At 63.4% G+C, this 24,483-nt stretch carries 29 protein-coding genes and 1 pseudogene; 12 read left to right on the top strand and 18 right to left on the bottom strand.

The features are described from left to right. Nucleotides 1-64 precede the first annotated feature (64 nt). Complete coding sequence (locus tag AU465_RS30320) at nucleotides 65-928, top strand: alpha/beta fold hydrolase (protein ID WP_192256225.1); 864 nt, start codon at nucleotides 65-67, stop codon at nucleotides 926-928. A gap of 127 nt (nucleotides 929-1,055) precedes the next feature. Here AU465_RS30320 and AU465_RS30315 read toward each other — a convergent pair whose 3' ends face one another. Further along, nucleotides 1,056-1,550, bottom strand: coding sequence for a cupin domain-containing protein (locus AU465_RS30315; RefSeq protein WP_192256223.1), 495 nt, complete (start codon nucleotides 1,548-1,550; stop codon nucleotides 1,056-1,058). A gap of 95 nt (nucleotides 1,551-1,645) precedes the next feature. On the opposite strand from AU465_RS30315, the gene AU465_RS30310 reads away from it, so the two are divergent. Further along, nucleotides 1,646-2,239, top strand: a complete 594-nt coding sequence (locus AU465_RS30310; RefSeq protein ID WP_192256221.1) for a TetR/AcrR family transcriptional regulator — start codon at nucleotides 1,646-1,648, stop codon at nucleotides 2,237-2,239. A 31-nt stretch (nucleotides 2,240-2,270) separates the two neighbouring features. Here the strand turns inward: AU465_RS30310 and AU465_RS30305 are convergent, their stop codons facing one another. After that, nucleotides 2,271-3,503: an MFS transporter gene (locus tag AU465_RS30305; protein ID WP_192256219.1), complete on the bottom strand. Its 1,233-nt coding sequence runs from the start codon at nucleotides 3,501-3,503 to the stop codon at nucleotides 2,271-2,273. Nucleotides 3,504-3,631: 128 nt separating this feature from the next. Here AU465_RS30305 and AU465_RS30300 point away from each other — a divergent pair, with 128 nt between their 5' ends. Continuing rightward, complete coding sequence (locus AU465_RS30300) at nucleotides 3,632-4,516, top strand: AraC family transcriptional regulator (protein ID WP_192256217.1); 885 nt, start codon at nucleotides 3,632-3,634, stop codon at nucleotides 4,514-4,516. Here AU465_RS30300 and AU465_RS30295 read toward each other — a convergent pair. The 6 genes from AU465_RS30295 to lgt all read right to left on the bottom strand — a co-directional run bounded on the left by AU465_RS30295 (nucleotide 4,513) and on the right by lgt (nucleotide 10,243). Continuing rightward, nucleotides 4,513-5,448 (bottom strand): ribose-phosphate pyrophosphokinase, encoded by a 936-nt coding sequence (locus AU465_RS30295; RefSeq protein ID WP_149790843.1) that lies wholly within the window; start codon nucleotides 5,446-5,448, stop codon nucleotides 4,513-4,515. The genes AU465_RS30300 and AU465_RS30295 overlap by 4 nt on opposite strands. Nucleotides 5,449-5,613: 165 nt before the next feature. After that, on the bottom strand, nucleotides 5,614-6,225 hold the full coding sequence (locus tag AU465_RS30290; RefSeq protein ID WP_192256215.1) for a hypothetical protein: 612 nt from the start codon (nucleotides 6,223-6,225) through the stop codon (nucleotides 5,614-5,616). A 54-nt stretch (nucleotides 6,226-6,279) separates the two neighbouring features. Then, nucleotides 6,280-7,431, bottom strand: coding sequence for a M24 family metallopeptidase (locus AU465_RS30285; protein ID WP_192256213.1), 1,152 nt, complete (start codon nucleotides 7,429-7,431; stop codon nucleotides 6,280-6,282). Next, a complete protein-coding gene (gene pgeF, locus AU465_RS30280; RefSeq protein WP_192256211.1) occupies nucleotides 7,431-8,219 on the bottom strand; it encodes a peptidoglycan editing factor PgeF in 789 nt (262 codons plus the stop codon). Before pgeF ends, AU465_RS30285 begins: the two co-directional genes overlap by 1 nt. 105 nt (nucleotides 8,220-8,324) lie before the next feature. Further along, on the bottom strand, nucleotides 8,325-9,392 hold the full coding sequence (locus AU465_RS30275) for a class I SAM-dependent methyltransferase (protein ID WP_192256209.1): 1,068 nt from the start codon (nucleotides 9,390-9,392) through the stop codon (nucleotides 8,325-8,327). Beyond that, a complete protein-coding gene (lgt, locus tag AU465_RS30270; protein WP_192256207.1) occupies nucleotides 9,389-10,243 on the bottom strand; it encodes a prolipoprotein diacylglyceryl transferase in 855 nt (284 codons plus the stop codon). The genes AU465_RS30275 and lgt overlap by 4 nt, the downstream gene beginning before the upstream one ends. Before the next feature lie 130 nt (nucleotides 10,244-10,373). Here lgt and AU465_RS30265 point away from each other — a divergent pair, with 130 nt between their 5' ends. The 3 genes from AU465_RS30265 (at nucleotide 10,374) to AU465_RS30255 (ending at nucleotide 11,870) form a co-directional block, all read left to right on the top strand. Beyond that, a complete protein-coding gene (locus tag AU465_RS30265; RefSeq protein WP_126098780.1) occupies nucleotides 10,374-10,676 on the top strand; it encodes an accessory factor UbiK family protein in 303 nt (100 codons plus the stop codon). A gap of 315 nt (nucleotides 10,677-10,991) precedes the next feature. Continuing rightward, nucleotides 10,992-11,492 carry a type III secretion system chaperone family protein gene (locus AU465_RS30260; protein WP_192256205.1) on the top strand — a complete coding sequence of 167 codons (501 nt, stop codon included), beginning with the start codon at nucleotides 10,992-10,994 and terminating at the stop codon, nucleotides 11,490-11,492. An 18-nt stretch (nucleotides 11,493-11,510) separates the two neighbouring features. Next, nucleotides 11,511-11,870: a tRNA-binding protein gene (locus AU465_RS30255; protein ID WP_192256203.1), complete on the top strand. Its 360-nt coding sequence runs from the start codon at nucleotides 11,511-11,513 to the stop codon at nucleotides 11,868-11,870. Here the strand turns inward: AU465_RS30255 and AU465_RS30250 are convergent. The 4 genes from AU465_RS30250 to AU465_RS30235 form a co-directional block, all read right to left on the bottom strand. Continuing rightward, the gene (locus tag AU465_RS30250) at nucleotides 11,862-12,926 is read right to left on the bottom strand and encodes a glycosyltransferase family 4 protein (protein ID WP_192256201.1); all 1,065 of its coding nucleotides are present in this window, start codon (nucleotides 12,924-12,926) and stop codon (nucleotides 11,862-11,864) included. The genes AU465_RS30255 and AU465_RS30250 overlap by 9 nt on opposite strands. A 203-nt stretch (nucleotides 12,927-13,129) precedes the next feature. After that, the gene (locus AU465_RS30245; RefSeq protein ID WP_192256200.1) at nucleotides 13,130-14,545 is read right to left on the bottom strand and encodes an ATP-binding protein; all 1,416 of its coding nucleotides are present in this window, start codon (nucleotides 14,543-14,545) and stop codon (nucleotides 13,130-13,132) included. A gap of 50 nt (nucleotides 14,546-14,595) precedes the next feature. Continuing rightward, nucleotides 14,596-15,315 (bottom strand): response regulator, encoded by a 720-nt coding sequence (locus tag AU465_RS30240; protein ID WP_059188911.1) that lies wholly within the window; start codon nucleotides 15,313-15,315, stop codon nucleotides 14,596-14,598. Next, nucleotides 15,302-15,835, bottom strand: coding sequence for a MarR family winged helix-turn-helix transcriptional regulator (locus tag AU465_RS30235; RefSeq protein WP_192256199.1), 534 nt, complete (start codon nucleotides 15,833-15,835; stop codon nucleotides 15,302-15,304). Before AU465_RS30235 ends, AU465_RS30240 begins: the two co-directional genes overlap by 14 nt. 262 nt (nucleotides 15,836-16,097) lie before the next feature. Here AU465_RS30235 and AU465_RS30230 point away from each other — a divergent pair, with 262 nt between their 5' ends. From AU465_RS30230 to AU465_RS30220, 3 genes are all read left to right on the top strand, one after another. Beyond that, a complete protein-coding gene (locus AU465_RS30230; RefSeq protein WP_192256198.1) occupies nucleotides 16,098-16,991 on the top strand; it encodes a branched-chain amino acid aminotransferase in 894 nt (297 codons plus the stop codon). A gap of 146 nt (nucleotides 16,992-17,137) precedes the next feature. Beyond that, the gene (locus tag AU465_RS30225; RefSeq protein WP_126081674.1) at nucleotides 17,138-17,455 is read left to right on the top strand and encodes a hypothetical protein; all 318 of its coding nucleotides are present in this window, start codon (nucleotides 17,138-17,140) and stop codon (nucleotides 17,453-17,455) included. A 170-nt stretch (nucleotides 17,456-17,625) separates the two neighbouring features. Continuing rightward, on the top strand, nucleotides 17,626-18,267 hold the full coding sequence (locus AU465_RS30220) for an MBL fold metallo-hydrolase (RefSeq protein ID WP_192256197.1): 642 nt from the start codon (nucleotides 17,626-17,628) through the stop codon (nucleotides 18,265-18,267). 67 nt (nucleotides 18,268-18,334) lie between these two features. On the opposite strand, the gene AU465_RS30215 is transcribed toward AU465_RS30220, so the two are convergent. The 3 genes from AU465_RS30215 to AU465_RS30205 all read right to left on the bottom strand — a co-directional run bounded on the left by AU465_RS30215 (nucleotide 18,335) and on the right by AU465_RS30205 (nucleotide 19,603). Then, a complete protein-coding gene (locus AU465_RS30215; RefSeq protein WP_192256196.1) occupies nucleotides 18,335-18,745 on the bottom strand; it encodes a BA14K family protein in 411 nt (136 codons plus the stop codon). Nucleotides 18,746-18,939: 194 nt separating this feature from the next. After that, a complete protein-coding gene (locus AU465_RS30210; protein WP_006202521.1) occupies nucleotides 18,940-19,152 on the bottom strand; it encodes a cold-shock protein in 213 nt (70 codons plus the stop codon). A 238-nt stretch (nucleotides 19,153-19,390) separates the two neighbouring features. Beyond that, nucleotides 19,391-19,603, bottom strand: coding sequence for a cold-shock protein (locus tag AU465_RS30205; RefSeq protein WP_006202520.1), 213 nt, complete (start codon nucleotides 19,601-19,603; stop codon nucleotides 19,391-19,393). 461 nt (nucleotides 19,604-20,064) lie between these two features. On the opposite strand from AU465_RS30205, the gene AU465_RS30200 reads away from it, so the two are divergent. Then, entirely contained in the window at nucleotides 20,065-20,466 is a 402-nt protein-coding gene (locus tag AU465_RS30200; protein WP_192256195.1) for a Kazal-type serine protease inhibitor domain-containing protein, read from the top strand. 188 nt (nucleotides 20,467-20,654) lie between these two features. Continuing rightward, nucleotides 20,655-22,289 (top strand): tetratricopeptide repeat-containing sulfotransferase family protein, encoded by a 1,635-nt coding sequence (locus AU465_RS30195; RefSeq protein ID WP_192256194.1) that lies wholly within the window; start codon nucleotides 20,655-20,657, stop codon nucleotides 22,287-22,289. A 239-nt stretch (nucleotides 22,290-22,528) separates the two neighbouring features. On the opposite strand, the gene AU465_RS30190 is transcribed toward AU465_RS30195, so the two are convergent. Both AU465_RS30190 and AU465_RS30185 read right to left on the bottom strand, forming a co-directional pair. Beyond that, on the bottom strand, nucleotides 22,529-22,882 hold the full coding sequence (locus tag AU465_RS30190; protein WP_192256192.1) for a DUF1428 domain-containing protein: 354 nt from the start codon (nucleotides 22,880-22,882) through the stop codon (nucleotides 22,529-22,531). Nucleotides 22,883-22,965: 83 nt separating this feature from the next. Beyond that, nucleotides 22,966-23,382 carry a VOC family protein gene (locus AU465_RS30185; protein ID WP_192256190.1) on the bottom strand — a complete coding sequence of 139 codons (417 nt, stop codon included), beginning with the start codon at nucleotides 23,380-23,382 and terminating at the stop codon, nucleotides 22,966-22,968. A gap of 226 nt (nucleotides 23,383-23,608) precedes the next feature. Between AU465_RS30185 and AU465_RS30180 the strand changes: the two are divergent. Continuing rightward, a pseudogene (locus AU465_RS30180) lies at nucleotides 23,609-24,195 on the top strand (glutathione S-transferase). Nucleotides 24,196-24,261: 66 nt separating this feature from the next. Here the strand turns inward: AU465_RS30180 and AU465_RS30175 are convergent. Further along, entirely contained in the window at nucleotides 24,262-24,420 is a 159-nt protein-coding gene (locus AU465_RS30175) for a hypothetical protein (RefSeq protein ID WP_192256188.1), read from the bottom strand. Between the last annotated feature and the right edge of the window lie 63 nt (nucleotides 24,421-24,483).

The raw sequence follows: 24,483 nt of genomic DNA, 5'->3' as shown, positions 1-24,483 counted from the left end.
CGAAGACGTTACGCATATCCTTATCGCGATATTATTTATGGCGAAAATTACATAGGAGATGGAGATGACTGAAGCTTCGCAGACCAAGGCCGGCTCCGGCAGCGGCACGATCACCACCAAGGACGGAACGCAGATCTTCTACAAGGACTGGGGGACCGGTCAGCCGATCGTCTTCCACCATGGCTGGCCGTTGAGCAGCGACGACTGGGACGCCCAGATGCTGTTCTTCCTGTCCAAGGGCTATCGCGCCATCGCGCATGACCGCCGCGGACATGGCCGCTCCAGCCAGACCGACACCGGCAACGAGATGGACACCTATGCCGCCGACGTGGCGGCGCTGACCGCGCATCTCGACCTCAAGGACGCCATCCATGTCGGGCATTCGACCGGCGGCGGCGAGGTGGCGCGCTATGTCGCCCAGTATGGTTCCGGCGGCCGCGTCGCCAAGGCCGTGCTGATCGGCGCAGTGCCGCCGATCATGCTCAAGACCGATGCCAATCCCGGCGGCCTGCCGATCGGGGTGTTCGACGGTTTCCGCGCGGCGCTGACTGCCAACCGCGCCCAGTTCTTCCGCGACGTTCCGGCCGGTCCGTTCTACGGCTTCAACCGTCCGGGCGCGACGGTGTCGGAGGGCGTGATCGACAATTGGTGGCGCCAAGGCATGATGGGCGGCGCCAAGGCGCATTACGACTGCATCAAGGCGTTCTCCGAGACTGACTTCTCCGAGGACCTGAAGAAGATCGATGTGCCGGTGCTGGTCATGCATGGCGACGACGACCAGATCGTTCCGATCGCGGATTCGGCGCTGCTTTCGATCAAGCTGCTCAAGAAGGGTGAGCTCAAGGTGTACAAGGGTTTTCCGCACGGCATGGCCACGACCCACGCCGACGTGATCAACGCCGACCTCTTTGCCTTCTTCAAGGCTTAGGTTCCATAGGCAAAAACAAAGCACCCGCCCCGGGGCGGGTGCTTTCTCATAGGAAACTCAGGTTCATCGGATTGCAGCTTCAGCCTAGGCCTTCCGCGCTTCCTTCATGCGAGCGGATGAATCCGATCTATCCGAGACGCAGCCCGTGCCGCTCGGCGAGGACGGGGATGCTGCTGAAGTCGATATCGAGTTGATAGCGGGCGACAATCTCGCCGATTGCAGCCTCGTCCATAGGCTGAGCGGCCAGCAGCGGTGCCAGTTCGCGAAAATATCCTTCGAACCCGGCTGGCGATATCAACTCGAGCAGGCGCGCCTCCTCGTCACCGGCGTTCCAAAAGGCGTGCGGGATGCCGCGCGGCTTCATGACCAGGTCTCCCGGTCCGGCCACCAATAGGTCCTCGCCAAGCTGCAGTCCGATGCGGCCTTCAAGGATGTAGGAGTATTCGTCCTCGTTGCGGTGCGTGTGTAATGGTGCGCCGAGAGCTCGCGCCGGCAATCGATGTTCGACGAGACTGAATGCCCGATTGGTCGTGTCGCCATCAATCATGTAGCGAGCACCAAGAGCAAAGAGATGTACGAGCTGGCCCTCATCGGAGCCGAGCACGCTGCGAGCGGTTTCCATTTCGCTTTTCCTTTTCATCTTACACGTTGTAAGCTGATAATGCATGACCACATGAAAGCTGTCAAGTTTCATCTAACATGATGTAAGGCGAAATTATGAGCACGCGAAAATACCAGCAGAAGAAGCGTGCCGAGCGCGCAGCGGAGACGCGGCAATCGATTCTGGATGCGACGATCGAACTCCATCGCACCGTCGGACCGGCGGCGACGCAGATCAGCGAAATCGCCAGTCGCGCCGGTGTGCAGCGGGTAACCGTCTATGACCATTTCCCCGACGAGCAGTCGCTGCTTGCCGCTTGCTCATCTCACTGGCGTACACTTCATCCGGCGCCTGACCCGGCGGTGTGGCTGGCGATCAAGGAACTGCCCATGCGCCGGCGCCGCGTTTTGCAAGACCTTTACGCATGGTATCGGGAGACGGAGCCGATGACGGCCAACGTTCTGCGGGACGCGGAGTTGCGACCGGCCCTCAAGCAAATCCTCGATCAAGGGCTCGGACGGTACATCGATGCCGTCCACCGGATTCTGGCGGAAACAACCGCGACCAGTGGCGAGCGGCAGAGATACGTGAATGCCGCAGTACGCGCAGTCATCAATTTCCACACATGGCGAGCGCTCGCTTCGGTCGGCAACGACGACGAGGCGGCGGAACTCGCGGCAGGGCTGATCGAGTTGGCGGCGACGGCCTAGCGCTAACCTGCCCGCCAGCCAAAGACTTTGCCTATCCAGCCTTCCGGGCTTCCCTCATGTTCGGCAAGAACACGGTGAGCAGGCCGAGGAAGGGCAGGTACGAGCAGATCTGGTAGACGAAGTCGATGCCCTTCACGTCGGCGATGATGCCGAGCACCGCCGCGGCGATGCCGCCCATGCCGAAGGCGAAGCCGAAGAAGATGCCGGCGATCATGCCGACGCGGCCGGGGACCAGCTCCTGCGCGAAGACGACGATGTTGGAGAAGGCCGACGACAGGATCAGGCCGATCAGCACGGTGAGCACCATCGTCCATTCCAGATTGGCGTAAGGCAGCGCCAGGGTGAACGGCAGCACGCCGACGATCGAGAACCAGATCATCGCCTTCTGGCCGTAGCGGTCGCCGAACGGGCCGCCGAGCAGGATGCCAAGCGCCGAGGCGCCGAGGAACAGGAACAGCATCACCTGCGACATCTGCACCGAAACGCCGAACTTATGGATGGCGTAGAAGGTGTAGTAGCTGGAGAGCGAGGCGATATAGGCGTTCTTGGTCAGCACCAGCAGCGTCAGCACCGCCAATGCCCACATGACCTTGCTGCGCGGGAAGGGCGAGACGTGGGCCGCCTGCTTGCGGGTGGCCATCGTGGCGCGCAGCCGGCTGTACCAGCCGCCGACCTGCCACAGAACGATGATGCCGATCAGCGAGCCGACGGCGAACCAGGAGATGCTGGTCTGGCCGAAAGGCACGACGATGAAGGCGGCGAGCAGCGGTCCCATCGCCTGGCCGAAATTGCCGCCGACCTGGAACAGCGATTGCGCCAGGCCGAAGCGGCCGCCGGAGGCGAAGCGGGCGATGCGCGAGGATTCCGGATGGAAGATCGCCGAGCCGATGCCGATCAGCGAGGCGCCGATCAGGAGCAGCCAGTAATGGCCGGCATGAGCGAGCACCACCAGCCCGACCAGCGACGAGGCCATGCCCCAAGGCAAGGAATAGGGCATCGGCCGCTTGTCGGTGACCATGCCGATCACCGGCTGCAGCAGCGAAGCCGTAACCTGGAAGGTGAAGGTCAAAAGGCCGATCTGCCAGAAATCGAGACCGTAATTGTCCTTAAGCAGCGGATAGATAGCCGAAAGCAGCGACTGCATGATGTCGTTGACGCAGTGGCAGAAGCTCACCGCAAGAATGACGGTGAAGGCCGTGGCTTGCACCGAGATGTTGCTTGCCGTCGCCGGTGCGGCGACGGAGGTGGCTGTCGTATCGGTCAAGGCAATGCTCCGTGGTCTTTTTGGCGGCGAACCGCAGGCAGTCTGATAGGACGCTCGCCTTATAATGTACTTGAATGGCGACTTCTTTCGTGGTTTGGTCCAATAGTTTCGCAAGTGGGCCACATCCGATGCCGCATGGCCGGGAAATCTTCAGGGGCGACGCCGCCGAGCTCGGCCGGCTGCACGAAAGCCGCTGGCAATGGCTGGAGCAGGCTGTCGGGCCGGCGGTCGCGTTGCCGACCGAATATCCCGACGGTTACCACGTGCCGCGGCACCGCCACAGCCGCAGCCAGTTGCTGCACGCGCTGGTCGGCGTGGTGCTGGTGACGACTAGGCACGGCCGCTGGATGGTCCCGCCCGACCATGCGATGTGGATACCGGCCGGCATCGAGCATTCCGTCGAGATGCTGGGCGATGTCTCGATGCGCTCGGTCTATGTCATGCCGGATGCTATTCCCGGCTTGCCGGAGGGCTTACGCGTCGTCGGCATCACGGAGCTGATGCACAGCCTGATCGTGGAATCGGAGAAGCTGCCGCAGGGCGGCGAGCTCGAAGGGCGCGCGGGACTGATCATGGGGCTTCTGCTGCACGAGATCCCGAACCTGCCGGAGCGGCCGCTTGGCCTGCCTTTCCCGTCGGACCCGAAGCTCGCGGCGCTCTGCCGGCGCTTCGTGGCGTCACCTTCGCCGCATGCCACGATCGACGAATGGGCGGATGCCGCGGGCATGAGCCGGCGCTCCTTCACCCGCGCCTTCCATCGCCAGACCGGACTGTCGCTGTCGACATGGCGCCAGCAGGCCTGCCTGTTCGCCGCGCTGCCCAGGCTTGCCGATGGCGAGCCGATCACCAGGGTGGCGCTCGACCTCGGCTACGACAGCGTGCCGGCCTTCATCACCATGTTCAAGCGCATGCTTGGGGCCTCGCCACGCGGTTATATGCGCGGCGCGCGTGAGGCTGGCGAAGGCAGCAAGCGCCTGACCGGTTCAGTTCAGGCCAGCGGCGCCGCGCTCTAGTCGAAAAGGCTCGAGACCGATTCCTCGGTCGCCGTGCGCGAAATGGCTTCGCCCATCAGGTCGGCTATCGAGATGACGCGGATGTTGGGCGCGTCGAGCACGGCCTGGCTCGGCTGGATGGAATCGGTGATCACCAGTTCCTGCAGCTTCGAGCCGGCGATGCGGGTGACGGCGCCGCCTGAGAGCACGCCATGGGTGATATAGGCGGTGACGCTGGTGGCACCGTTGGCGAGCAGGGCGTCGGCAGCGTTGCAGAGCGTGCCGCCGGAATCGACGATGTCGTCGATCAAGAGGCAGTCCTTGCCGGCCACGGCGCCGATGATGTTCATGACCTCGGATTCGCCGGGGCGTTCACGGCGCTTGTCGACGATGGCGAGCTGAGCGTCGAAGCGCTTGGCCAGCGCGCGCGCCCGCACCACGCCGCCGATGTCGGGTGACACGACGACGACGTTGCCGAGCTGCTTGTATTTCGCCTTCACGTCGCGGGCCATCACCGGCACCGAGAACAGATTGTCGGTCGGGATGTCGAAGAAGCCCTGGATCTGGCCGGCATGCAGGTCGAGCGTCAGCACACGGTCGGCGCCGGCCCGGGTGATCATGTTGGCGACCAGCTTGGCCGAGATCGGCGTGCGGCCGGAGGCGCGGCGGTCCTGCCTGGCATAGCCGAAATAGGGGATGACCGCCGTGATGCGCCTTGCCGAGGAGCGCATGAAGGCGTCCATCATGATGAGCAGTTCCATCAGGTGGTCGTTGGTCGGATAGGAGGTCGACTGCAGGATGAAGACATCCTCGCCGCGCACGTTCTCCTGGATCTCGACGAAGATCTCCTGATCGGCGAAGCGCCTGACGCTGGCCTTACCCAGCGGGATGTTGAGATAGCGAGCGACCGCTTCGGCCAGCACCCTATTGGAATTGCCCGCGAAAAGCTTCATGCACCGTTCCTGGTGAAGGATGGAGAGACCCGACAGACTCTCATGAGCCTTTTAAGCGGGCTTTTAGCGGCCCGCGCCGGTATTGCAAGCCTCGTGATCGGGAATCCTTCGACAAGGCGCAACAAAGGCCGTCGGCATCGCAAGCCGGCAACACAACAGATCGCACTAGCCGGCGCCACCGCTGCCGAGCCAGGCGGTGAACTGGTCGATCGTCTGATCGGCGATCGCCTGCATGGTCGCCGGCGCGACCGCCGGCCAACCCTCGCCGCTGCCGACGGAAGGCGCCTTCTGCTGGCCATTGATGCGATGCAGGCGGTTGCCCGATGGGTCGTAGATGTCCCAGACATAGATGACGGTGGTGTCCTTGCCCTCGGACATCGTCGAAAAATAACCTTTCAGCACATGCGTCGCCGTCTGGTCGGTGCTGCCGACGAGCGTCACGCCGCGCTGCCTGGCGCGCACCTGCAGTTCCGCTGTCAAGGGTGCCGCGGCCTCCACGGAGGCCCCGACGATCGGCGCCACCTGCAGCCGGGTCTTGGCGATGGCGGCGGTCTGGGCCGGCGTGGCGGATGTCGAAGCGGCCGCCGTCGCCGCGGGGGCTGGCGAGGTCGTGGTCGGGGAGGTAGTGGCCGATGTGCCCTGGGTGGCCGGCAAAGCCTGGGCCGAATTAGCCGGCGGCTTGACGGCGGAAGGATCGAGAACGTCCTTGGCGTTGGTGCAAGCGGCAAGCGCCAGCGCCGCAAGCAATGACACGGTCGTCACCTGCGATCGTCTCATTTGCCCGAACACTCCCTGGTGGCGACGCGCCCGCGTGAACCAACCATTATGGATTCACTGTACGATCAAGTCGAGATCATGGCGGGAGAGCGGCTTCGGCGCCGATTCCGTGGTGAGGTAGGTGCGGCCAAGCGTCATCGCCGTTTCGGTTTCTGAATCCATGATGATCATGTGCGCGAACAGCGTCATGCTGGGCGCGATCGGCTCCGGATTGCCCTGGTAGAACATCGGCATATCCATCCAGGATGGCGTGAAGCGGGCGCCGACCGAGTAGCCGCAGGCATTCAGCCGGTGCTTGGTCAGACTATGCGCTTCGAGCGTGCGGGCATGCGCATCGAAGACATCACCGAAGGTGTTGCCCGGCATCATCGCCTTCTCGACCGCAAGCAGCGCGGCGCGGGCAGCATCGAACAGTTCCTGGTGGCGCTTCGAGACCTTGCCGGTCAACACCGTGCGCATCATCGGAGCGTGGTAGTGATGGAAGACGCCCGCCCATTCGAGCGTCAGCTGGTCGTTCTTGGTAAGCTTGCGGCGCCCGGCCTTGTAGCGGCAAAGCAAGGCATCGGCGCCGGAACCGATGATGTACTCGTTGGCTGGATAGTCGCCGCCGCCGGCAAAAACGGCACCTTGCATGGCGGCAAGGATAAGGCCCTCGTCGCCGCCCTGCTTGATCAGCGGCAAAGCGGCATCGAGCGCATCGTCGGAAAGGCTTGCCGCCTTTTCCGCCTTGGCGACTTCAGCCGGGCTCTTGAAGAGCCGCAGCCGGCCGACGATGCCGGACGCATCGGCGATCTGGCCGAAGGTCTGTAGCTGTTCATCCACGCGGCGGCCATTGTAGGCGGTCAGGCCATGCGTGTCGTATTCGACGCCGATGCGGGCGCCGAGCAGATCGAGGTCGTTGAGCAGGTTGCGCAGGTCGATCGCGGGGTTGGCGCCGTCGCGGTCGGTCCACAGCACGATATTCTCGATGGTCGAGGTGTGGCGCGCTTGTCTCAAATCGGCCGAGCGGGTGAGCAGCACCATCGAGCCGTCGGCCTTAACCACCAGGCACTGGAAGAAGCAGAAGCCGAAGGTGTCGTAGCCGGTCAGCCAGTACATGCTCTCCTGCGCGAACAAAAGCACGGCGTCGAGCTTCTTCTCGGCCATCTCGATCAGCAGCCGGTCGCGCCGCGCGTCGAATTCCGAACGTTCGAAATGCAGCGCCATTACTCTTTCTCCAGAACGATTGCCGAAACCTGGCGCCCATAATCCGCTTCCTTGCGGTGAGTGGTGCGCCGGTAGGAATAGAAAAGATCTTCTTCCGCGTAAGTGCAGCGGCCGAGGCCCTCGGCGGTCACGCCGGCGCTTAGCAGCCGGTCGACCGTATATTGGTTGAGGTCGAACATCGAGTGGCCGGGACTGGCCGACGGCCTGAAATAGCGCTGATTGCCTGCATCGGCTTCGACGAAGCGGGCGACGAATTCGGGCCCGACCTCGTAATTGTCGGGTCCGATGGAAGGGCCAAGCACGGCGACGATGCGCTCGCGGCGGGCGCCGAGGCCTTCCATCGCGGCAACCGTGTTTTCGAGCACGCCGGTGAAGGCGCCTTTCCAACCGGCGTGTGCCGCGCCGACGACGCGGGCTTCAGCGTCGGCGAACAGGACCGGGCCGCAATCGGCCGTCGAGGCGCCGACGGCGACGCCTGGCCGATCGGTGACGATGGCATCGGCCTTGGGGCGAGGGCTTGCGAAAGGCTCCCTGGCGATGACCACATCGGGGGAATGGACCTGGTGCGCGGTGAGGAGATGATCCGCCGGCACGCCCATCCAGTCGGCAACACGGCGACGGTTCTCGGCGACCAGTGTTTGATCGTCACTGGAGCCTGTGCCGATGTTGAGGCCATGGTAGATGCCGCCGGACACGCCGCCGACGCGGGTGAAATAGCCGTGGCGTATGCCTTGCGCCTTCTCAAGCAGAGGCGAGCGTACTGGATCGGGTCTGGTCTGATTCAGCATGGATGGGTTTGTTGTCCGCGCAGGCCGTTTCGTCAAGGTGAAGTTCAGCAAGGGGCGAAGCTCGGGCAAGTGGCGGGACCAGCTTGCACGGACTGGCTGCAGATGTCAGCCCGTTTTCGCCGCCGGCTTGATCGTCATCACCTTGAACAGCTTACCCATTGCATCGGGGCCGGCGAGGCGTTCGACGGCCTCGGAAATCGTCTGCCGCTCGCCGTCGTCGGCCTTGGCGCCGAGTGCGCCGGCGCGCTCGAGCAGGCCCATGCCGAGCAGGAATTCGCCCTGCGTGGTCAGTTCCGCGTCGAGGCCGTGCGCGCGGGCGCTTGCGGCCAGGGCCGCGAAATCGACATGCGCGGTGAGATCGGCCTCGCCGGGATTGGCCAGCACGTCTTCGTGATCGTGCCTGCGCAGGGCCTGCAATGTGTCGCCGATGCCGGGCTGAAGATGGCCATAGTCGATGAACAGCCCGGCGCCGCCATGGCCGGCGATGCGCTCGGCAATCGCCGCCATCAGCGCAGCACGGGCCGGCGCCACCTCGACGATCGTGCCTTGCGGCGCGCCCGCCACGCCCGACGGCAGCAGCGCCGGGTCGATAGAGCCAGCGCCGGCGAAGAAGTGGAGATTGTCGGCATCGTCGAGCCCGACCATGCGTTCGCGCCAGCCCGAACCGACATAGACGAACTGGCGGATCGGCACCGCGTCGAACAGCTCGTTGCCGACGATGAACATCGGCTGCTGCGGCAGCGTGTCGATGGTCTGGTGCCAGCTCAGGGCTGAACTCTGCCCGGCGAGCGTCGCTTGCTGGATTTTGGCCAGGCGCGGACTGGTCTCGATCATGGCGAAGGAAGCGCCGGCGGCAAAGGCCGGATCGAGCCGCGCCCAGGCGCGCAGCATGTCCTTCATCAGGGTGCCGCGACCGGGACCGATTTCGGCGAAGATCACGGGGAGCGGCCGGCCAGCGCCCTGCCAGGCCTGGTAAAGCCAGACGGCGACGAGCTCGCCGAACATCTGGCTGATCTCCGGCGCTGTGACGAAGTCGCCGGCGGCGCCGAAGGGCTCGCGCGTCGTGTAGTAGCCGTCCTCGGGGTCGAACAGGCAAAGCGCCATATACTCGCTGACCGGGATCGGCCCCACGGCGCCGATCAGGCTGACGATGCGCTCCTTCAGCCGGGTCATGCCGGCTGCGTTTGCGTCATCGGCTTTGCCGTCGCCATCGCCCAGATGCCGGCGAGCACCATCGGCGAGGACAGGATCATGCCCATGGTCAGCCAGTTGGTGCCGAGCAGGTAGCCGAGCTGCTGGTCGGGCTCGCGGAAGAACTCGACGAAGATGCGCGACAGGCCATAGCCGCAGATGAAGGCGCCGCCGACGAAGCGCGGTGTTCTCAGCTTCAGCCGCGAATGGGTGAGGAAGCGCAGCACCAGGAACAGGACGAGACCTTCGAGCAGGGCTTCATAGAGCTGGCTGGGATGGCGGGTAAACGGGCCGCCATTGGGGAATTCGATCGCCCAGGGCACGTCCGACGGCCGGCCCCAGAGTTCGGCATTGATGAAATTGGCCACTCGCACCAGCCCAAGGCCGACCGGCACGCCGGCAGAGACGACATCGAACAGCGTCCAGGTGTGGATGCCGCGCTTGAGCGAGAACAAGGTCATGGCGAGGATGACGCCGAGCAGCCCGCCGTGGAACGACATGCCACCCTGCCAGACCGCAAAAATGTCGAGCGGATGCGCGATGTAGCGCGGCAGGTCGTAGAAGAGCACGTAACCGGTCCGCCCGCCGAGCACCACGCCGATGGCCGCCCAGACGATGAAATCGTCGAGGTCCTCCGGCTTCATCGGCAGCTTGCCGTCCGGCCAAAGGCCGGTGTTGGTGGCGAGCCGCTTGGCGTACCACCAGGCAAAGAGGATGCCGACGATGTAGCCGACGCCATACCAATGCACCGCCAGCGGTCCGATATTGACGATGACCGGATCGATATTGGGGAAGGGCAGGGAGGCCAGCGGCAGCAGGAAATATTCGCTCAAACAGGGTCTCCCGAGCACGGTCGCGTTAGGGCGCGGACCATGCGGCAGGGTTTTGGCGGGGTCAAGGCAAGCTTCGCTTGCATTCCGCCTTGCGCGCCACTACGTCAAAACGACGAAGCGAGGATCTGCCATGTCGAACGGACCGAACCGCATTCTCGATGAATTCGCCAAGCTGATGACGGATGCAGCGGGGGCCGCGCAGGGCGTTCGACGCGAGATGGAGACTGCTTTCCGCAGCCAGGCCGAGCGCCTGCTCAACTCCATGGATGTGGTGCAGCGCGAGGAGTTCGAGGCGGCGCGCGAAATGGCGGTGAAGGCCAGGGAAGACAACATCCAGCTTGCGGCGCGTGTCGAGGCGCTCGAGGCGAAGCTCGCCGAATTGACCGGTCAGGCCGCACCGGCGGCCGCGGCGAAGCCTCGATCAAAAAAATAATCGTAAACTTTTCCACAAAGCGCGATCCGAAAAATCGCTTTGCCGTGAATCGCTTACCGGCGTTGCATGAATCTTTTTGACAGCGCCTTTCCACATGCGAATGACGCAGTGCGAAAAATTGGGCTGTTCACGCGACTCCCGATCAATAGACTGAATTTGTTGCATGATTCGGAGCAGGGATCATGCGCCGGGCGGTGGGTCCGGTCTGGGGTCTTTGCGTTTGAGAAGTTCCTGGCCGTCCGAGTTCTAGACAAGATTGTTCGTCGTGTGTGCCCCGCGGAGCGTGTGGCGCTCCCCTGAACACAGGAAGCATCCATGGAACTTCTCGAACTCGAATTGTCCCGCGAAATCCACCCGGTGGATGTCATCGAGCAGGTGGCCCACAACAATGACTGGTCCTTCGAACGCGCCGGCGACGATGAGATTTCGATTTCGGTGGCCGGCAGCTGGACCGACTATCACGTCTCCTTCTCCTGGATGGAGGATTTCGAGGCGCTGCACCTGGCCTGTGCCTTCGACATCAAGGTGCCGGAGACGCGCGCACTCGAAGTGATGCGGCTCCTGTCGCTGATCAACGAACAGATGCTGTTCGGCCATTTCGACCTCTGGGAGCAGGAAGGCGCGATCATGTTCCGCCAGTCGCTGCTGCTTGCCGGCGGGGTCGAGCCTTCGAGCCAGCAGGTCGAGGTGCTTTTGTCCTCGGCACTCGAAGCCTGCGAATGCTATTTCCAGGCCTTCCAGTTCGTCGTCTGGTCGGGTACATCGGCCAAGGACGCGTTGTCCAGCGTGCTCTTTGAGACCCATGGAAACGCCTGAGCGAAGCCAATACCATCGATGAGTTCCAGCAGCGAGCGCAAGCCCGAGATCGGTTTTGCCGATTTCGACCGCGTCGACATCCGGGCCGGCACGATTGTCGAAGCCGAGCCTTTCCCGGAAGCGCGCAAGCCGGCGATCAAATTGAAGATCGATTTCGGCCCGGCCATCGGGGTGAAGAAGTCATCGGCGCAGATTACCAAATATTATACGCCGGAGACGCTGATCGGCCGGCAGGTGTTCGCGGTGGTCAATTTCCCGCCGCGCCAGATCGGCCCCTTTATGTCGGAAGTTCTGACGCTGGGCTTTCCAGATGAAGAGGGCGCCGTCGTGCTCGGCGCCATCGAGCGCACGGTGCCGGACGGCGGACGCTTATTCTAGGACGAGCCTGGGCCGGCCTGACGTCACCACATCCTGATCGGCGCGCTTGCGCGGCATCCCCAGCGCTTCCTCGACCACGTCGAGGAACATCTCGGCGCAGGCCTTCCAGCTGTAGCGCATGGCGCGCTGGCGCGCCTCCGCGCGGTCGATATGAAGCGCCTTGAGCGCGGCCTCGCCCAGATCCTCGGACACGACCCCGCCAACGCCGTCGCCGACGATGTCGATCGGTCCCGTCACCGGATAGGCGGCCACCGGCGTGCCGCTGGCCAAAGCCTCGATGATGACGTTGCCGAACGTGTCGGTGCGGCTCGGGAAGACGAAGACGTCGGCCGAGGCATAGATTTCCGCCAGTTCGTCGTTCGGGCGGTGGCCGAGGAAATGCGCGTTCGGATAGCGGGCCTTGAGCTTTGTCAGTTCCGGTCCTTCGCCGACCACCACCTTGCTGCCGGGGAGGTCGAGGTCGAGGAAGGCGGTCAGGTTCTTTTCGATCGCGACGCGGCCGACGCAGAGGAAGACCGGGCGCGGGAAATCCGTGTCCTTGCGCTTATCCGGCCGGAAATGATCGGTGTCGACGCCGCGCGTCCAGGGTCTCAGCTTGTTGAAGCCGCGCGAGGCAAGGTCGTCCGCCAGCGACTGTGTGGCGACCAGCGTGCCCTGTCCGGAATTGTGGAAGTCGCGCAGCCAGTTATAGGCCCAGCTCTCCGGCACCGGCAGGCGGGCGCTGAGATATTCGGGAAAGCGCGTGTGATAGCTGGTGGTGAAGGGGCGCCCGGCCTTGCGGCAATAGCGGCGCGCCATGATGCCCAGCGGTCCTTCGGTGACGATGTGGATATGGTCGGCCTTGCGTGCATCGATCAGGCGCGCGACATGACCTGGGGTCGTCAACGCGAGGCGGATGTCCGGATAGGTCGGCAGCGGCAAGGTGCGGAAGATGTTCGGCGTCAGGAAATCGACCTGGACGTCGTAGGATTTCAACGTTTCGGTCAGCCGCTCCAGCGTGTGGACCACGCCGTTGACCTGCGGCCGCCATGCATCGGTGACCATCAGGATCCGCATGACGATCCTTCGGAGAGATTCTTGAGCGCGCCAGCGCGGTGGCGGAACGGCAACCAAGCGGCAGCTCGCGCTTCGCTCCAGCGCACCCGGGCAGGCGCGGGATCGAAGCGGGGCGGCATGGCCGAATCGATAAAGGTCGCGCGCTTCATGCGCGCTCTTGACCATGGTTTCATGACGGGCGGATGAACCCCGTCTTTCCCGATTTAGGCAGGAACTTTGATCACTGCGCGCAGGCCGCCGAGCGGGCTGTCTTCAAGCGTGATGTCGCCGCCATGGCTGCGGGCAATGTCGCGCGCGATCGACAGGCCGAGACCTGTGCCGCTGGCGTCGAGGTTGCGCGCCTCGTCGAGCCGCAGGAACGGCTTGAACACCTCTTCGCGCTTGTCGGGGGCAATCCCCGGACCGTCGTCGTCGATGGTGACGGTGAGCGAGCCGCGGCCGTGGTTGGCATGAACCTCGACCGTCTTGGCATAGCGGAAGGCGTTGCCGATGACGTTGGACATCAGCCTGGCAAAGGCGTTCGGCCGCACATGCACGGTCGGATCGCCGGTCAGTGTCGTCGACAGCTTGCATTTGCGCAGCTGCGCTTCCTCGCCAAGCTTCTGGAAATAGGCATCGAGATCGAAGCGGCCGGTGCCTTCCGCCGCCTCTCCGCGGGCAAAGGAAAGATAGCCCTCCAGCATCGATTGCATGTCGTCGATGTCCTGGTTGAGGGCGGCTTTGGTTTCCGACTTGCCGCCGGCCAGCGCCAGCTGCAGCTTGAAGCGGGTTAGAATGGTCCTGAGGTCATGGCTGACGCCGGTCAGCATGGCGGTGCGCTGCTCGATCTGGCGCTCGATGCGCTCGCGCATCTGGATGAAGGCGAAGCCGGCACGGCGCACTTCCTCCGCGCCGCGCGGCCGGAAATCACGCGGCATCGGCCGCCCCTTGCCGAAGCTCTCGGCGGCTTCGGCCAGGGTCAGGATCGGCCTGATCTGGTTGCGCAGGAAGGGAATGGCGATCATCAACAGCACCAGCGAGGTGCCGACCATCCAGATCAGGAAGATATGGGTGTTCGAGGCATAGGCCTGGCTGCGGCGCACGAAGACGCGCAAGACCTTGCCTTCGAGCTGGACACGGACCTCGACGACGTTGGAGTTGCCGACCGTGTCGATCCAGAAGGGGCGGTTGATCTGCCTGGTGATCTCCGACGACAGGGCCGTGTCGAGGATGGAGAAGAACGGCTTCGGCCCTGGGGGCGGCAGCGGATCGGGCGGGAGCAGATCCACTTTCAGCTGCATGCGGTCCTGGGCGATGCGGATGATGTTGGCGTAATCGGCGTCGTGCGGGAAGGTTTCCATCATGTCGATGATGGCGGCGATGTCGGCGATAGTGGCCTGCGACAGGCGCTGGGTGACCGTCTGCCAGTGGCGCTCCATGAAGACGAAGGCGACGACCGACTGCAGGAGGATCATCGGCGCGATGACGATGATGAGGGAGCGCGCATAAAGCCGCTTCGGCATGTAGAGCGCGACCAGGCGCCAGAAGCGGTTCCAGGCGCGCGGCATCGCCCTCAGAGTCCGCATCGCGAGATCGCCGAGGCCGCCGCCCTTGGGCTTTTCCAGTTGCGTGGTCGCCATTCGCCTTCCGCTCGTCGATGGCCGTTCAGCAAAGGGCCTTCGAGAGTAATTTATTCCACGCTGAGCCGATACCCAATACCGCGCACGGTCTGCAGCCACACCGGATTGGACGGATCGCGCTCGATCTTGCGGCGCAGCCGGTTGATCTGGACATCGATGGTACGCTCGCCGACATCCGATTCGTCGCCGACAAGTTCATGGCGAGGTATCGTCTCTCCGGCCCGCGCGGCGAAGATCGCCAGGATCTCCTGCTCGCGGTCGGTCAGCTTCAACGCTTCGCCGCCGCGCTTCAGCTCGCGCTTGGCGATCTGGAACGTGTAAGGGCCGAAGACGAGCTGTTCGACCTTGGGCGTCGCCGCCGGCCCGCCGCGGCGCAGGATGTTGTTGATGCGCAGGATGAGCTCACGCGGATCGAAGGGCTTCGGCAGATAGTCGTCGGCGCCGGCCTCGAGCCCGGTGATGCGGCTGTCGGTCTCCGACAGCGCCGTCAGCATCAGGATCGGCACGTTCTTCTCGGCCCGCAGCGCCTTGGTGAGGTCGACGCCGGTTTCGCCAGGCATCATGACGTCGAGCACAAGCAGGTCGAAGTCGAGCCCCGCGAGCTTGCGCCGGGCCTCGCCGGAATTGCCGGCGACGGTGACGCGAAAACCGTTCTCGGACAAATATTGCTTGAGCAGATTGCGGATGCGGGTGTCGTCATCGACCACCAGCAGATGCGGCGCATCATCGCCGGGCGCTGCCGGATGATCAACCTTCTCAGTGGTCTCCATTTTTCTTCCCCGATGTTTGCGCAGGCACAATGTTGATCTGCGCCCTTAGTTCCGGATTGACCATCGCCTCCAGGAATCTTTCGATCGAGGCGCGTTCGGTGGTTCCGGAATCTTCCAATGCAGCACGGATGCGGCGCGACTGTGGCCGTGCCAGCGCCAGTGCCAGCGCGCGGCCCTTGGCGGTCGGGTAGAGCTCGCGCTGCCGGCGGTCGCGCGGACCTTGCACCTGGACAATATGGTCCGTGTCGATCAGCTGCTTCAACACCCGCGCCAGGCTCTGCTTGGTGATCTTCAGCACGTCGAGCAGCTCGGCAACCGTCAGTCCAGGCCTGCGGTTGACGAAATGCAGCACGCGATGATGGGCGCGGCCGAAGCCGTAATCGGCAAGGATCTGGTCGGGATCGGAGGTGAAGTCGCGATAGGCGAAGAAAAACAGCTCGATGATGGCAAAGTCGATGCCGTCGTCGTCGGAGATCGCCGTCCTGATCGGTTTTCCGGTTGCGGGGCTTCGATCCGTCATCATTTCTCCATGCCCAAGCGAGGATTACGTCAGTACTGTTGACGTAATTTCCCCGCAATGATAATTTTTGACAAGCTTTTCGGCGGATTGCGAACGAAAAGGCAAGCGGAAGCCGTTTTTCCGGAACTTCCTGAGTTTGCCATGGATTGAATATCCGCCTACGTTTCCAGGCACCGGCCGGCGTTTTCGGACCTGTCGCGCGGCTGACACGAAACGCCATATGACACAACGATTTGCGGGCGCCCGCCCGCGGGAGGTTTCCATGGCATCCGTTCCCTTCGACCAACTGGACGGCTTCATCTGGATGAACGGCGAGTTCGTCAATTGGGCCGACGCCAAGGTCCATGTGCTGACCCACGGCCTGCACTATGCCAGCGCCGTCTTCGAGGGCGAGCGCGCCTATGGCGGCCAGATCTTCAAGCTGACCGAGCACAACGAGCGCCTGCATGAATCGGCGCGCCTGCTCGGCTTTAAGATTCCCTATTCGATCGCCGATATCGACGAGGCCTGCCGCACGCTTCTGAAGAAGCAGGGTTTCCAGGACGCCTATGTGCGCCCGATCGCCTGGCGCGGCAGCGAGCAGATGGGCGTCTCGGCGCAGAACAACCGCATCAATTGCGCCGTCGCCATCTGGCAGTGGCCGAGCTATTTCGACCCGGCGCAGAAGCTGAAGGGCATCCGTCTCGATATCGCCGAATGGCGCCGGCCCGACCCGCGCACCGCGCCGTCCAAGTCCAAGGCCGCCGGCCTCTATATGATCTGCACGCTGTCCAAGCATGCCGCCGAGGCCAAGGGCTATGCCGACGCCATGATGCTCGACTGGCGCGGCCAGGTGGCGGAAGCCACCGGCGCCAACATCTTCTTCGTCAAGGACGGCAAGGTCCACACGCCGACGCCCGACTGCTTCCTCGACGGCATCACCCGCCGCACCGTGATCGGCCTGGCCAAGGAGCGCGGTTTCGAGGTGATCGAGCGCGCCATCATGCCGGAAGAGCTCGAAGGCTTCGAGCAGTGCTTCCTCACCGGCACGGCTGCTGAAGTCACTCCGGTTTCGGAGATCGGTCCGTACCGATTCGAGGTCGGCGAGATCGCAAAGACGTTGATGAACGACTATTCTGCTGCAGTGCAACCAAAGCACGCGATTGCCGCAGAATAGAGATAGTCACAGCTTTTTTGTGCAATAGGGGCGGTTTTCGAGCCGCCTCTTTTATTTAAGCGTGTGCGCATTTGACTTTCGAACAATTCGGCGTCTCATGATGGCGTCGGCCCGAGGAGGCTGGCGGCTATGGAGGGACTAGGTACATGGATACGAACACGCTCGTTGCGATCGTTATTCAGGTGATTACGGGTATTATTGGCGGCCAGGCAGTCGGCGCGGCGTTGAAACAGGCGGCACTGGGTCAGCTTCCCAAGATCCTCGGTGGCGCCATCGGCGGCGTCGGCGGCGCGGCCATTCTCGGCAGCCTGCTCGGCGGCGGCACGGTCGATCCGGCGGCGGCCGCGGCAGCGGCGGGCGGATTGGGCAGCGCGTTGAACGTACAGAACATCGTCGGCGGCGCCGGCGGCGGCGCAATCCTAACCGCCATCATCGGCGCGGTCATGGGCGCGATGAAGAAATAGGTCAGATACCTTTCGGACCTGCGCATGGGCGGCTACGGCCGCCCATTTCTTTTCAACTATTGCTGGCGGCTACGGCCGCCCATTTCTTTTCGAGGATCATTCGCCCGAGGTGACGGTGGACGCAGTCCGCCGCGGTCTCTACATCAGGACGACACTTCGAAAGGAAAGTCATGGGTCAGCTCAATGCCGGCATCGTGCCGGTCACGCCCTTCCAGCAGAACTGCACCATCCTGTTCGACATGAACCATAGGAACGGCGTCGTCGTCGATCCAGGCGGCGATGTCGACAAGATACTGGCAGCGCTGAAGGACAACGCGATCACCGCGGAGGCGATCTGGATCACCCATGGCCATATCGATCATGCCGGCGGAGCGATGCAACTGAAGGACGTGCTCGGCATCGAGATCATCGGCCCGCATGAGGCCGATCGGCCGCTGCTTGCCAATCTCGAGAACCAGGCCAGGCGTTTCGGCCTTGCCGATCCGGTGCGAAATTGCATCCCGGACCGTTTCCTCAGCGAAGGCGACACGGTCTCGTTCGGCGAGCATCAATTCGAGGTGCTGCATTGTCCGGGGCATGCGCCGGGCCATGTCGTCTACTACAATCGCGCGGCCAAGTTCGCCCATGTCGGCGACGTGCTGTTTCGCGGCTCGATCGGCCGCACCGATCTGCCGGGCGGCGATCACGCCGCGCTGATCGCCTCGATCAAGGACAAGCTTCTGCCGCTCGGCGACGATATCGGCTTCATCTGCGGCCACGGTCCGGGCGGCCGCTTCGGCGAGGAGCGCCGGACCAATCCATTTTTGGTCTGACCTGCATACAAAACAAAAGCGCCGCGGAGAGGCGGCGCTTTGCTCGGGGCAGGGAACCCTAAGTCTGTTAGTTGGCGACGCAGAAATGCTGCTCGCCATCATTGCCGGTAAAGGTGCCGGTACGCGAGTTGAAGGTGCGGTAGCGGTCCGAGCAGTACTCGTACCAGTCGCGGGTCCACGGCTCGGCATAGCGGTCGGCATAGACGACACGCGGCTGAACGTAGTAGCGGCGAACGGGCCGGTCGACATAATAGCCGTCCTCATAGGCCGGATCGTAGTACCTCGGCCCGGGATTGCTGAGCGCGCTGCCGATCAGGGCGCCTGCCGCGAGGCCGACAACGCCGGCGGCGAGGGCGTCGCCGCCATTGTGATGATGACGACGCCAGCGCCAATCGTCAGCATTGGCCGCCGAGAAGGTGGCCAAAGTGGTCGCGGCAATGCCGGCGGTCAGGATGGCGGTCTTGAGAAATCGGTTCATTTTCGGTCTCCTTCGCGCCGGCCCGCGTATTTTTCAGGGGATGCGGATCGGCTTTAGCAAAGGTTAATAGGAGACCGTGGCTGAACGGAGGCTGAACGAAATTGGTCGAAACGGTTTCGCGGCTCGAACAAAATTCCGAGCTCTGCGGGGGCGTCCCGCCTGCTCAGCCTCCGTCGGATCTGTCTTGAGCCGGCTCAGCCGATAGACAGATTGACGGCCTTCGGACCCTTGCCGCGCTTGTCCGGCTCGGTGTCGAATGTCACTTTCTGCCCATCCTCGAGACCGGGAAGGCCCGACGCCTGCACGGCCGAAATATGGACGAAGACATCCTTCGCGCCATCGTCGGGCGTGATGAAGCCGAAGCCCTTGGCATGGTTGAAGAATTTGACGGTGCCGGTCTGCGGCATGGGAAGCTCCTTTGATCCCATCAAGTCAGTCTCGGGCCGGCAAACTGCCCGAGAGGAAATTTGTCCTTTATTTTAGCGCTATCGGCAAGAGAAAGTTTTCGCCTGCCAATCCAACCATTTGCCGGACAAAAAAGGGCGCGACGGAACCGTCGCGCCCTCGAAAACTCAAGCTTCTTGCGAAGCCTGCTCATGATCCTGCCACGCCGTTCATCAGCTCAGAACAGGCAGCTTTGCCTGCTCAGGCGGCGCGCAGGTTGACCGCCTTCGGGCCTTTGCCCATGCGGTCCGGCTCGACGTCGAAGGTGACCTTCTGGCCGTCGACGAGCGTGCGCAGGCCCGAGGCCTCGATCGCGGAGATGTGGACGAACACGTCCTTGGCGCCGCCGTCAGGCGTGATGAAGCCGAAGCCTTTGGTGGCGTTGAAGAACTTTACGGTGCCGGTCTGGGCCATGGGGAAACTCCTTCACCCGTATCAGTCTCGGGGGCCTGCCCGCTGTCTGGTGGCTTGGGCAAGTCCCGGTGGTTGCTTCGGCTGTCATGCATTCGCGCATGGTCAAAGCCCCCGCCGAAAAACGGGGCCGTCAGAGATTCACACTATCGGGGAAAGGTCGTCCAAAACGTGCCGCTCTCCGGGTCGCAAATGCCCGAACGCCAAATTTATTACACGGAAACGTGATGGTTGCAAGACGGCGCCGCGGGCGGCCCTTGGCGCGCCCAACGCAGGGCATCGATAGACCCGGCGTCTTGACTGGTCATCGGCCAGAGAAAAGCCAGGCATAGGCCAGCGCGAAGGCTCTGCGGCGCCGGGTTCATTCGGTCAGGCCAAATCACCGACCGGGGTTGCCTTTGATGCCGGAATAGCGAGGATTGCGCGAGTTGATGCCGGTTTTTGGCAGCCGAGGAGGGAACCCGATGCGATTTCTTGCGGCAATCGTTTCGGGGCAGGGCCTTGTCGCCCTGCTTCTGTCGGCATTGCTGGCGGCCTGTACGGTGGTCGTCGACGAAGGACCGCGTCCACGCCCGCCGAGGCCGCATCCGCAGCTCTGCACCATGCAATACGAACCGGTCTGCGCACGGCGCGGCGGCGACCGCCAGACCTTCGCCAATGCCTGCCAGGCGGAGAGGGCAGGGTATCGTATCGTGCGTGACGGCCCTTGCCGGGATGGTGGCGGTGGGGCCGGCGACGGAGAAACCTTCTGCACGCGCGAATACGCGCCGGTCTGCGCCAGGCGCCGCGGCGAATTGCGCACTTTCCCGAATGCATGCGAAGCCCGCGCGGCGGACTACCGCATCGTCGGCGATGGACCTTGCTAGCGAGGCCCGGTTTGCGTTCCGCGTCGCGGGCAGCTCGTCGGAGCGCTACGCACACACTTGCATCTCCCGTCCGCTTGGCTTAGGTCCGGCGGGCGGACAAACACGGCAGGTTTCCCATTAACAGAGATCAGAGAAGAGCGGCGGGCGCGAGTGGCAAGGCCAGTTCGGCGAGCCCGCTCGATCCTCATGTGCAGCGGGCGCTGCAACTGCACCAGGCAGGGCGCCGACAGGAAGCGGAGCAGCTTTACCGGCAGGTGCTGGGACAGCAGCCGAACCATGCCGCTGCACTGCATTTCCTCGGGCTTCTCCTGCATCAGACCGGCCGCAGCGAGGAAGGGCTCGACCTGATCGAGCAGTCGGTGACGCTGCAGCCCAGGAATGCCGATTTCCTCAACAATATGGGCACGGTCATGCGCGACCTCGGTCGCGTCGCCGCCGCTGTCGATTTCTTCCGCGGTGCTGTGGACATCCGACCGGACCAATTGGCAGCGCGCGACAATCTCGGCTCGTCGCTGAAGCAGCTCGGCCAGTTCGAGGGCGCCGAGGAGATCTACCGCGGCACGATCGGCCGCAACCCGTTCCATGTCCGCGCCCGCATCGGCCTTGCCGAAACGCTACAGGAAGCCGGGCGGCTGGACGAGGCGATTGCATTGTTTCGCGAGTCGCTGTCGATCCGGCCCAAGGATGCGGAGCTGCTCTATGGGCTCGGCGTCGCCATGATGGAGAAGGGCAAGCTCACTGAAGCCGCCGATCTTGCCCGCCAGGCGGTGGCGATCGCTCCCGCCATGGCGAAGGCCTGGCTTCTGCTGACCCAGGTCAAACGCCAGTCCGAGCGCGACCCCGAGCTTGCGAGCATGGAGGCCGAGCACGCCAAGGCGCCGCAGGACAGCCTCGCGCGCATGCAGCTTTCCTTCGGCCTCGGCAAGGCCAATGACGACCTGAAGGACTATGGCCGCGCCTTCGACTATTTCGCCGAGGGCAACGCGATCCGCCGCAAGGGCATCGACTACGATCCGGTGAGGACACGCGACGAGTTCGAGGCGATGAAGGCGGTGTTCGACAAGGCCTTCTTCGAGAAGCACAAACCAAGCGACATTGCCGACGATGCGCCGATCTTCGTCGTCGGCATGCCGCGTTCCGGCACGACGCTGGTCGAGCAGATCATCGCCAGCCATCCCCAGGTTTTCGGCGCCGGCGAGCTCAGCATCCTGAAGACGGCGGTCGGCAAGCAGTTTCCGATGAGCATGCAGGGCGGCTTTCCCTGGGGGATCGCCGACATGCCGGACAAGGCCTTCGCCGAGGCGGGGCAGGCCTATCTCGACATGCTGCATACCCGCTATCCGGGCTTCCGCCACGTCACCGACAAGATGCCGGGCAACTTCCTGCTGGTCGGCTTCCTTCACATGATGCTGCCGAAGGCGAAGATCGTGCATTGCGCGCGCGACGCTGCGGCCACGTGTCTGTCGATCTTCAAGGTGCATTTCCGCGGCGACAGCCACCGCTACGGCTATGATCTCGGCGAGCTCGCCGATTTCCACAACCTCTATGCCGACATCATGGCGCATTGGCACAAGGTGCTGCCCGGCGTCGTCCACGATGTCCGTTATGAGGATTTCGTCGCCGACCAGGAAGGGCAGACACGCGCCTTGATGGCGCATCTCGGCCTGCCCTGGGACGACAAGGTGCTGGCGTTCCACGAGACCGACCGGCCGGTGCGCACGGCGTCGGCCGCGCAGGTGCGCCAGCCGATGTATCAGGGCTCGGTCGATCTGTGGAAGCGCTATGGGGACAGGCTGAAGCCGCTGCTCGATAAGCTAGGCTGATATTAAGGTGAGGCCGGCCTGCGAACGGTGGTTACCTGCGCTTCCGGCCTTCGCCGGCCGAAGCATCATGACATGAGAGCCGGCCGAAGCATCATGACATGAGAGTGGCGTGGCAGTTAAGGCTACGGCCGGCATAGGCCGGTACTCACGTACTTAACGTACGCTCCGTTCGGTTCTCGGAAACCACCTTTCTCGGCTCGGCCTGACCTCAATCTCAGCCTACCTTGGGGTCAAGCTACTCAAAGCTCGATGAACGGCTGGAAGCCGCCGAAGATCATGCGCTTGCCGTCGAACGGCATTGTCGACCAGTCCATCTTGAGGCGCTCATCGGCCATCACTTTCGCCATGACCGCGTCGCGGCTCTGCCTGGAGCCGTACACGACCCAGGCGAAGATGACGACCTCGTCGTCCTTCGCCTGCACGGCGCGCGGAAACGAGGTCAGCTCGCCGTAAGGCACGTCGTCGCCAATGCATTCGACATAGGCGAGCGCGCCGTGCTCCATCCAGACGGCGCCGGCATTGCCAGCCATTTTCTTGTAGTCATCGAGATTTGCCTTCGGCACGGCAAGCACGAAACCATCGACATAGGACATGGTGTACTCCTTTGCTGAAAACGGACGCCGGGTCGGCGCGGATACGACCCGGCGCGGTGGGCGACGCTTGCTCGCTAGGAAACCTATTTCACCGGCGCGTTCATCGCCCAGGCGACGCCGAACGGATCCTTCACCTGGCCCCAGCGGTCGCCCCAGAACATCACCTGCAGCGGCGTGACGACTTCGCAGCCGGCGTCGACGGCGCGCTGCCACCAGGCATCGATGTCTTCGCTGCCGAGATGGAGCTGCAGCACGTAGCCCTGCGCCGCCTGATGCGGATGGCCGTGTTCGGGATAGGCGTCGCCCAGCATCAGCGTCGAGCCGTTGACATAGAGATGGATATGCATGGTGCGGCCCTTGTCGTCCGGCGGATAGGCAAAGACCTCCTCGGCCCCGAAAGCCTTCTTGTAGAACTCGGCCGCCTTGATGGCGCCGTCGACCTGCAGATAGGGGGTCAGTCCGCCAAGCACCTTGGCGCGGGGTGGGGTCTGGTCGGTCATCTGCGTGTTCCTCTTCACGGGTTGATTGGGCCTTGCGATCAAAGACGGACGAGGCGACAGCAATCCTACACGGTCGCGGAAATTTTTTCAGAGGGCCGGGCCCTGGGCACCAGTGGTTGAATGAAAGGCCGTGAAACGAACTTGCATCGGCTGGCCCCATTCAGAGCGCAATTCTCGCGGCTTGCGGGCTAGAAAAGGCGGAACCAGACGCCGCTCCGAGGCTACGATGATCCTTTACTATCAAACACATTCTCCCTTCGCGCGCAAAACGCTCGTCTTCGCTCACGAGGTCGGCATTGCCGGCCGGCTCGAGGTCATTCATCACGAGACCAGCCCGACATTGCGCAATGCTCGCGTCTACGCTGAAAACCCGCTCGGCAAGGTGCCGGTGCTGTTGCGACCCGATGCGACGCCGATCTTCGATTCAGACGTGATCTGCGCCTATCTCGACACTTTGCATGACGGTCGCAAGCTGCTGCCGCAGGACGGGGAGGGACGCTGGCAGGCGTTGAGGCTGCAGTCGGTCGCCCAAGACCTGGCGCAGACTGGCATTGCCTTGCGTTGGGAGTTGGTGCTCTTGCCGACGGATATCGGGAGAAGATCGAGGCGAGCTACGACTGGATCGAAAGCGCCCTCGACGATGAGGTGTTGCCTGACGTCGGTCACATAGCCTTAGCCACCACGCTGTCGTGGATGGAGTTCCGTCACCTTCCGTCTTTTCGTTTGCGCGGAAGGTTGACGCGCTGGTACGAGGCTTTCGAAAAGCGCGCATCAATGCGGGCAACGCCACTTTCGGGCGATACGCATGATTGAGCGGCGGTCGCCTTCTGACGGCCGCCGTCAATGGCGGACTCCGGGCTGCAAATATCGAAGCGCCTTTCAGACACGAGAGTTGTTCTGCGCGTCAAAGGCTTCCGGAAAGCCGATATCCTTGCGCAGCGCGGCCGGTAGAGAGAGCAAGATGCGTTCACTGCGGTAGCGGGCGCGTGCCGCCGCATACCGGGTTGCTATGCGTCCGATGGATGACAGTACCGACATGATCAATTCTCCCTGGTTGATGCCGGCATCATCGTGTCGGCATCCCAAGGACGGAGGGTGCTG

The organism is Mesorhizobium silamurunense (assembly GCF_014843905.1).
Classification (GTDB): domain Bacteria; phylum Pseudomonadota; class Alphaproteobacteria; order Rhizobiales; family Rhizobiaceae; genus Mesorhizobium; species Mesorhizobium silamurunense.
Note: the sequence above shows the minus strand (reverse complement) of the source record. Positions and strands in the feature narration are given on the sequence as shown.

Excerpts from the sequence above, each read along its gene's own strand:
- AU465_RS30260 (WP_192256205.1), top strand. The coding sequence starts at position 10,992 with ATGGAACTTCTCGAACTCGAATTGTCCCGCGAAATCCACCCGGTGGAT.
- AU465_RS30240 (WP_059188911.1), bottom strand. The coding sequence starts at position 15,315 with ATGGAGACCACTGAGAAGGTTGATCATCCGGCAGCGCCCGGCGATGAT.
- AU465_RS30250 (WP_192256201.1), bottom strand. The coding sequence starts at position 12,926 with ATGCGGATCCTGATGGTCACCGATGCATGGCGGCCGCAGGTCAACGGC.
- AU465_RS30205 (WP_006202520.1), bottom strand. The coding sequence starts at position 19,603 with ATGGCCCAGACCGGCACCGTAAAGTTCTTCAACGCCACCAAAGGCTTC.
- AU465_RS30230 (WP_192256198.1), top strand. The coding sequence starts at position 16,098 with ATGGCATCCGTTCCCTTCGACCAACTGGACGGCTTCATCTGGATGAAC.
- AU465_RS30245 (WP_192256200.1), bottom strand. The coding sequence starts at position 14,545 with ATGGCGACCACGCAACTGGAAAAGCCCAAGGGCGGCGGCCTCGGCGAT.
- pgeF (WP_192256211.1), bottom strand. The coding sequence starts at position 8,219 with ATGCTGAATCAGACCAGACCCGATCCAGTACGCTCGCCTCTGCTTGAG.
- AU465_RS30285 (WP_192256213.1), bottom strand. The coding sequence starts at position 7,431 with ATGGCGCTGCATTTCGAACGTTCGGAATTCGACGCGCGGCGCGACCGG.
- AU465_RS30235 (WP_192256199.1), bottom strand. The coding sequence starts at position 15,835 with ATGACGGATCGAAGCCCCGCAACCGGAAAACCGATCAGGACGGCGATC.
- AU465_RS30190 (WP_192256192.1), bottom strand. The coding sequence starts at position 22,882 with ATGTCCTATGTCGATGGTTTCGTGCTTGCCGTGCCGAAGGCAAATCTC.
- AU465_RS30220 (WP_192256197.1), top strand. The coding sequence starts at position 17,626 with ATGGGTCAGCTCAATGCCGGCATCGTGCCGGTCACGCCCTTCCAGCAG.
- AU465_RS30215 (WP_192256196.1), bottom strand. The coding sequence starts at position 18,745 with ATGAACCGATTTCTCAAGACCGCCATCCTGACCGCCGGCATTGCCGCG.
- AU465_RS30185 (WP_192256190.1), bottom strand. The coding sequence starts at position 23,382 with ATGACCGACCAGACCCCACCCCGCGCCAAGGTGCTTGGCGGACTGACC.
- AU465_RS30175 (WP_192256188.1), bottom strand. The coding sequence starts at position 24,420 with ATGTCGGTACTGTCATCCATCGGACGCATAGCAACCCGGTATGCGGCG.
- AU465_RS30310 (WP_192256221.1), top strand. The coding sequence starts at position 1,646 with ATGAGCACGCGAAAATACCAGCAGAAGAAGCGTGCCGAGCGCGCAGCG.
- AU465_RS30300 (WP_192256217.1), top strand. The coding sequence starts at position 3,632 with ATGCCGCATGGCCGGGAAATCTTCAGGGGCGACGCCGCCGAGCTCGGC.
- AU465_RS30295 (WP_149790843.1), bottom strand. The coding sequence starts at position 5,448 with ATGAAGCTTTTCGCGGGCAATTCCAATAGGGTGCTGGCCGAAGCGGTC.
- AU465_RS30320 (WP_192256225.1), top strand. The coding sequence starts at position 65 with ATGACTGAAGCTTCGCAGACCAAGGCCGGCTCCGGCAGCGGCACGATC.
- AU465_RS30315 (WP_192256223.1), bottom strand. The coding sequence starts at position 1,550 with ATGGAAACCGCTCGCAGCGTGCTCGGCTCCGATGAGGGCCAGCTCGTA.
- AU465_RS30225 (WP_126081674.1), top strand. The coding sequence starts at position 17,138 with ATGGATACGAACACGCTCGTTGCGATCGTTATTCAGGTGATTACGGGT.
- AU465_RS30275 (WP_192256209.1), bottom strand. The coding sequence starts at position 9,392 with ATGACCCGGCTGAAGGAGCGCATCGTCAGCCTGATCGGCGCCGTGGGG.
- AU465_RS30210 (WP_006202521.1), bottom strand. The coding sequence starts at position 19,152 with ATGCCGCAGACCGGCACCGTCAAATTCTTCAACCATGCCAAGGGCTTC.
- AU465_RS30255 (WP_192256203.1), top strand. The coding sequence starts at position 11,511 with ATGAGTTCCAGCAGCGAGCGCAAGCCCGAGATCGGTTTTGCCGATTTC.
- AU465_RS30200 (WP_192256195.1), top strand. The coding sequence starts at position 20,065 with ATGCGATTTCTTGCGGCAATCGTTTCGGGGCAGGGCCTTGTCGCCCTG.
- AU465_RS30290 (WP_192256215.1), bottom strand. The coding sequence starts at position 6,225 with ATGAGACGATCGCAGGTGACGACCGTGTCATTGCTTGCGGCGCTGGCG.
- AU465_RS30265 (WP_126098780.1), top strand. The coding sequence starts at position 10,374 with ATGTCGAACGGACCGAACCGCATTCTCGATGAATTCGCCAAGCTGATG.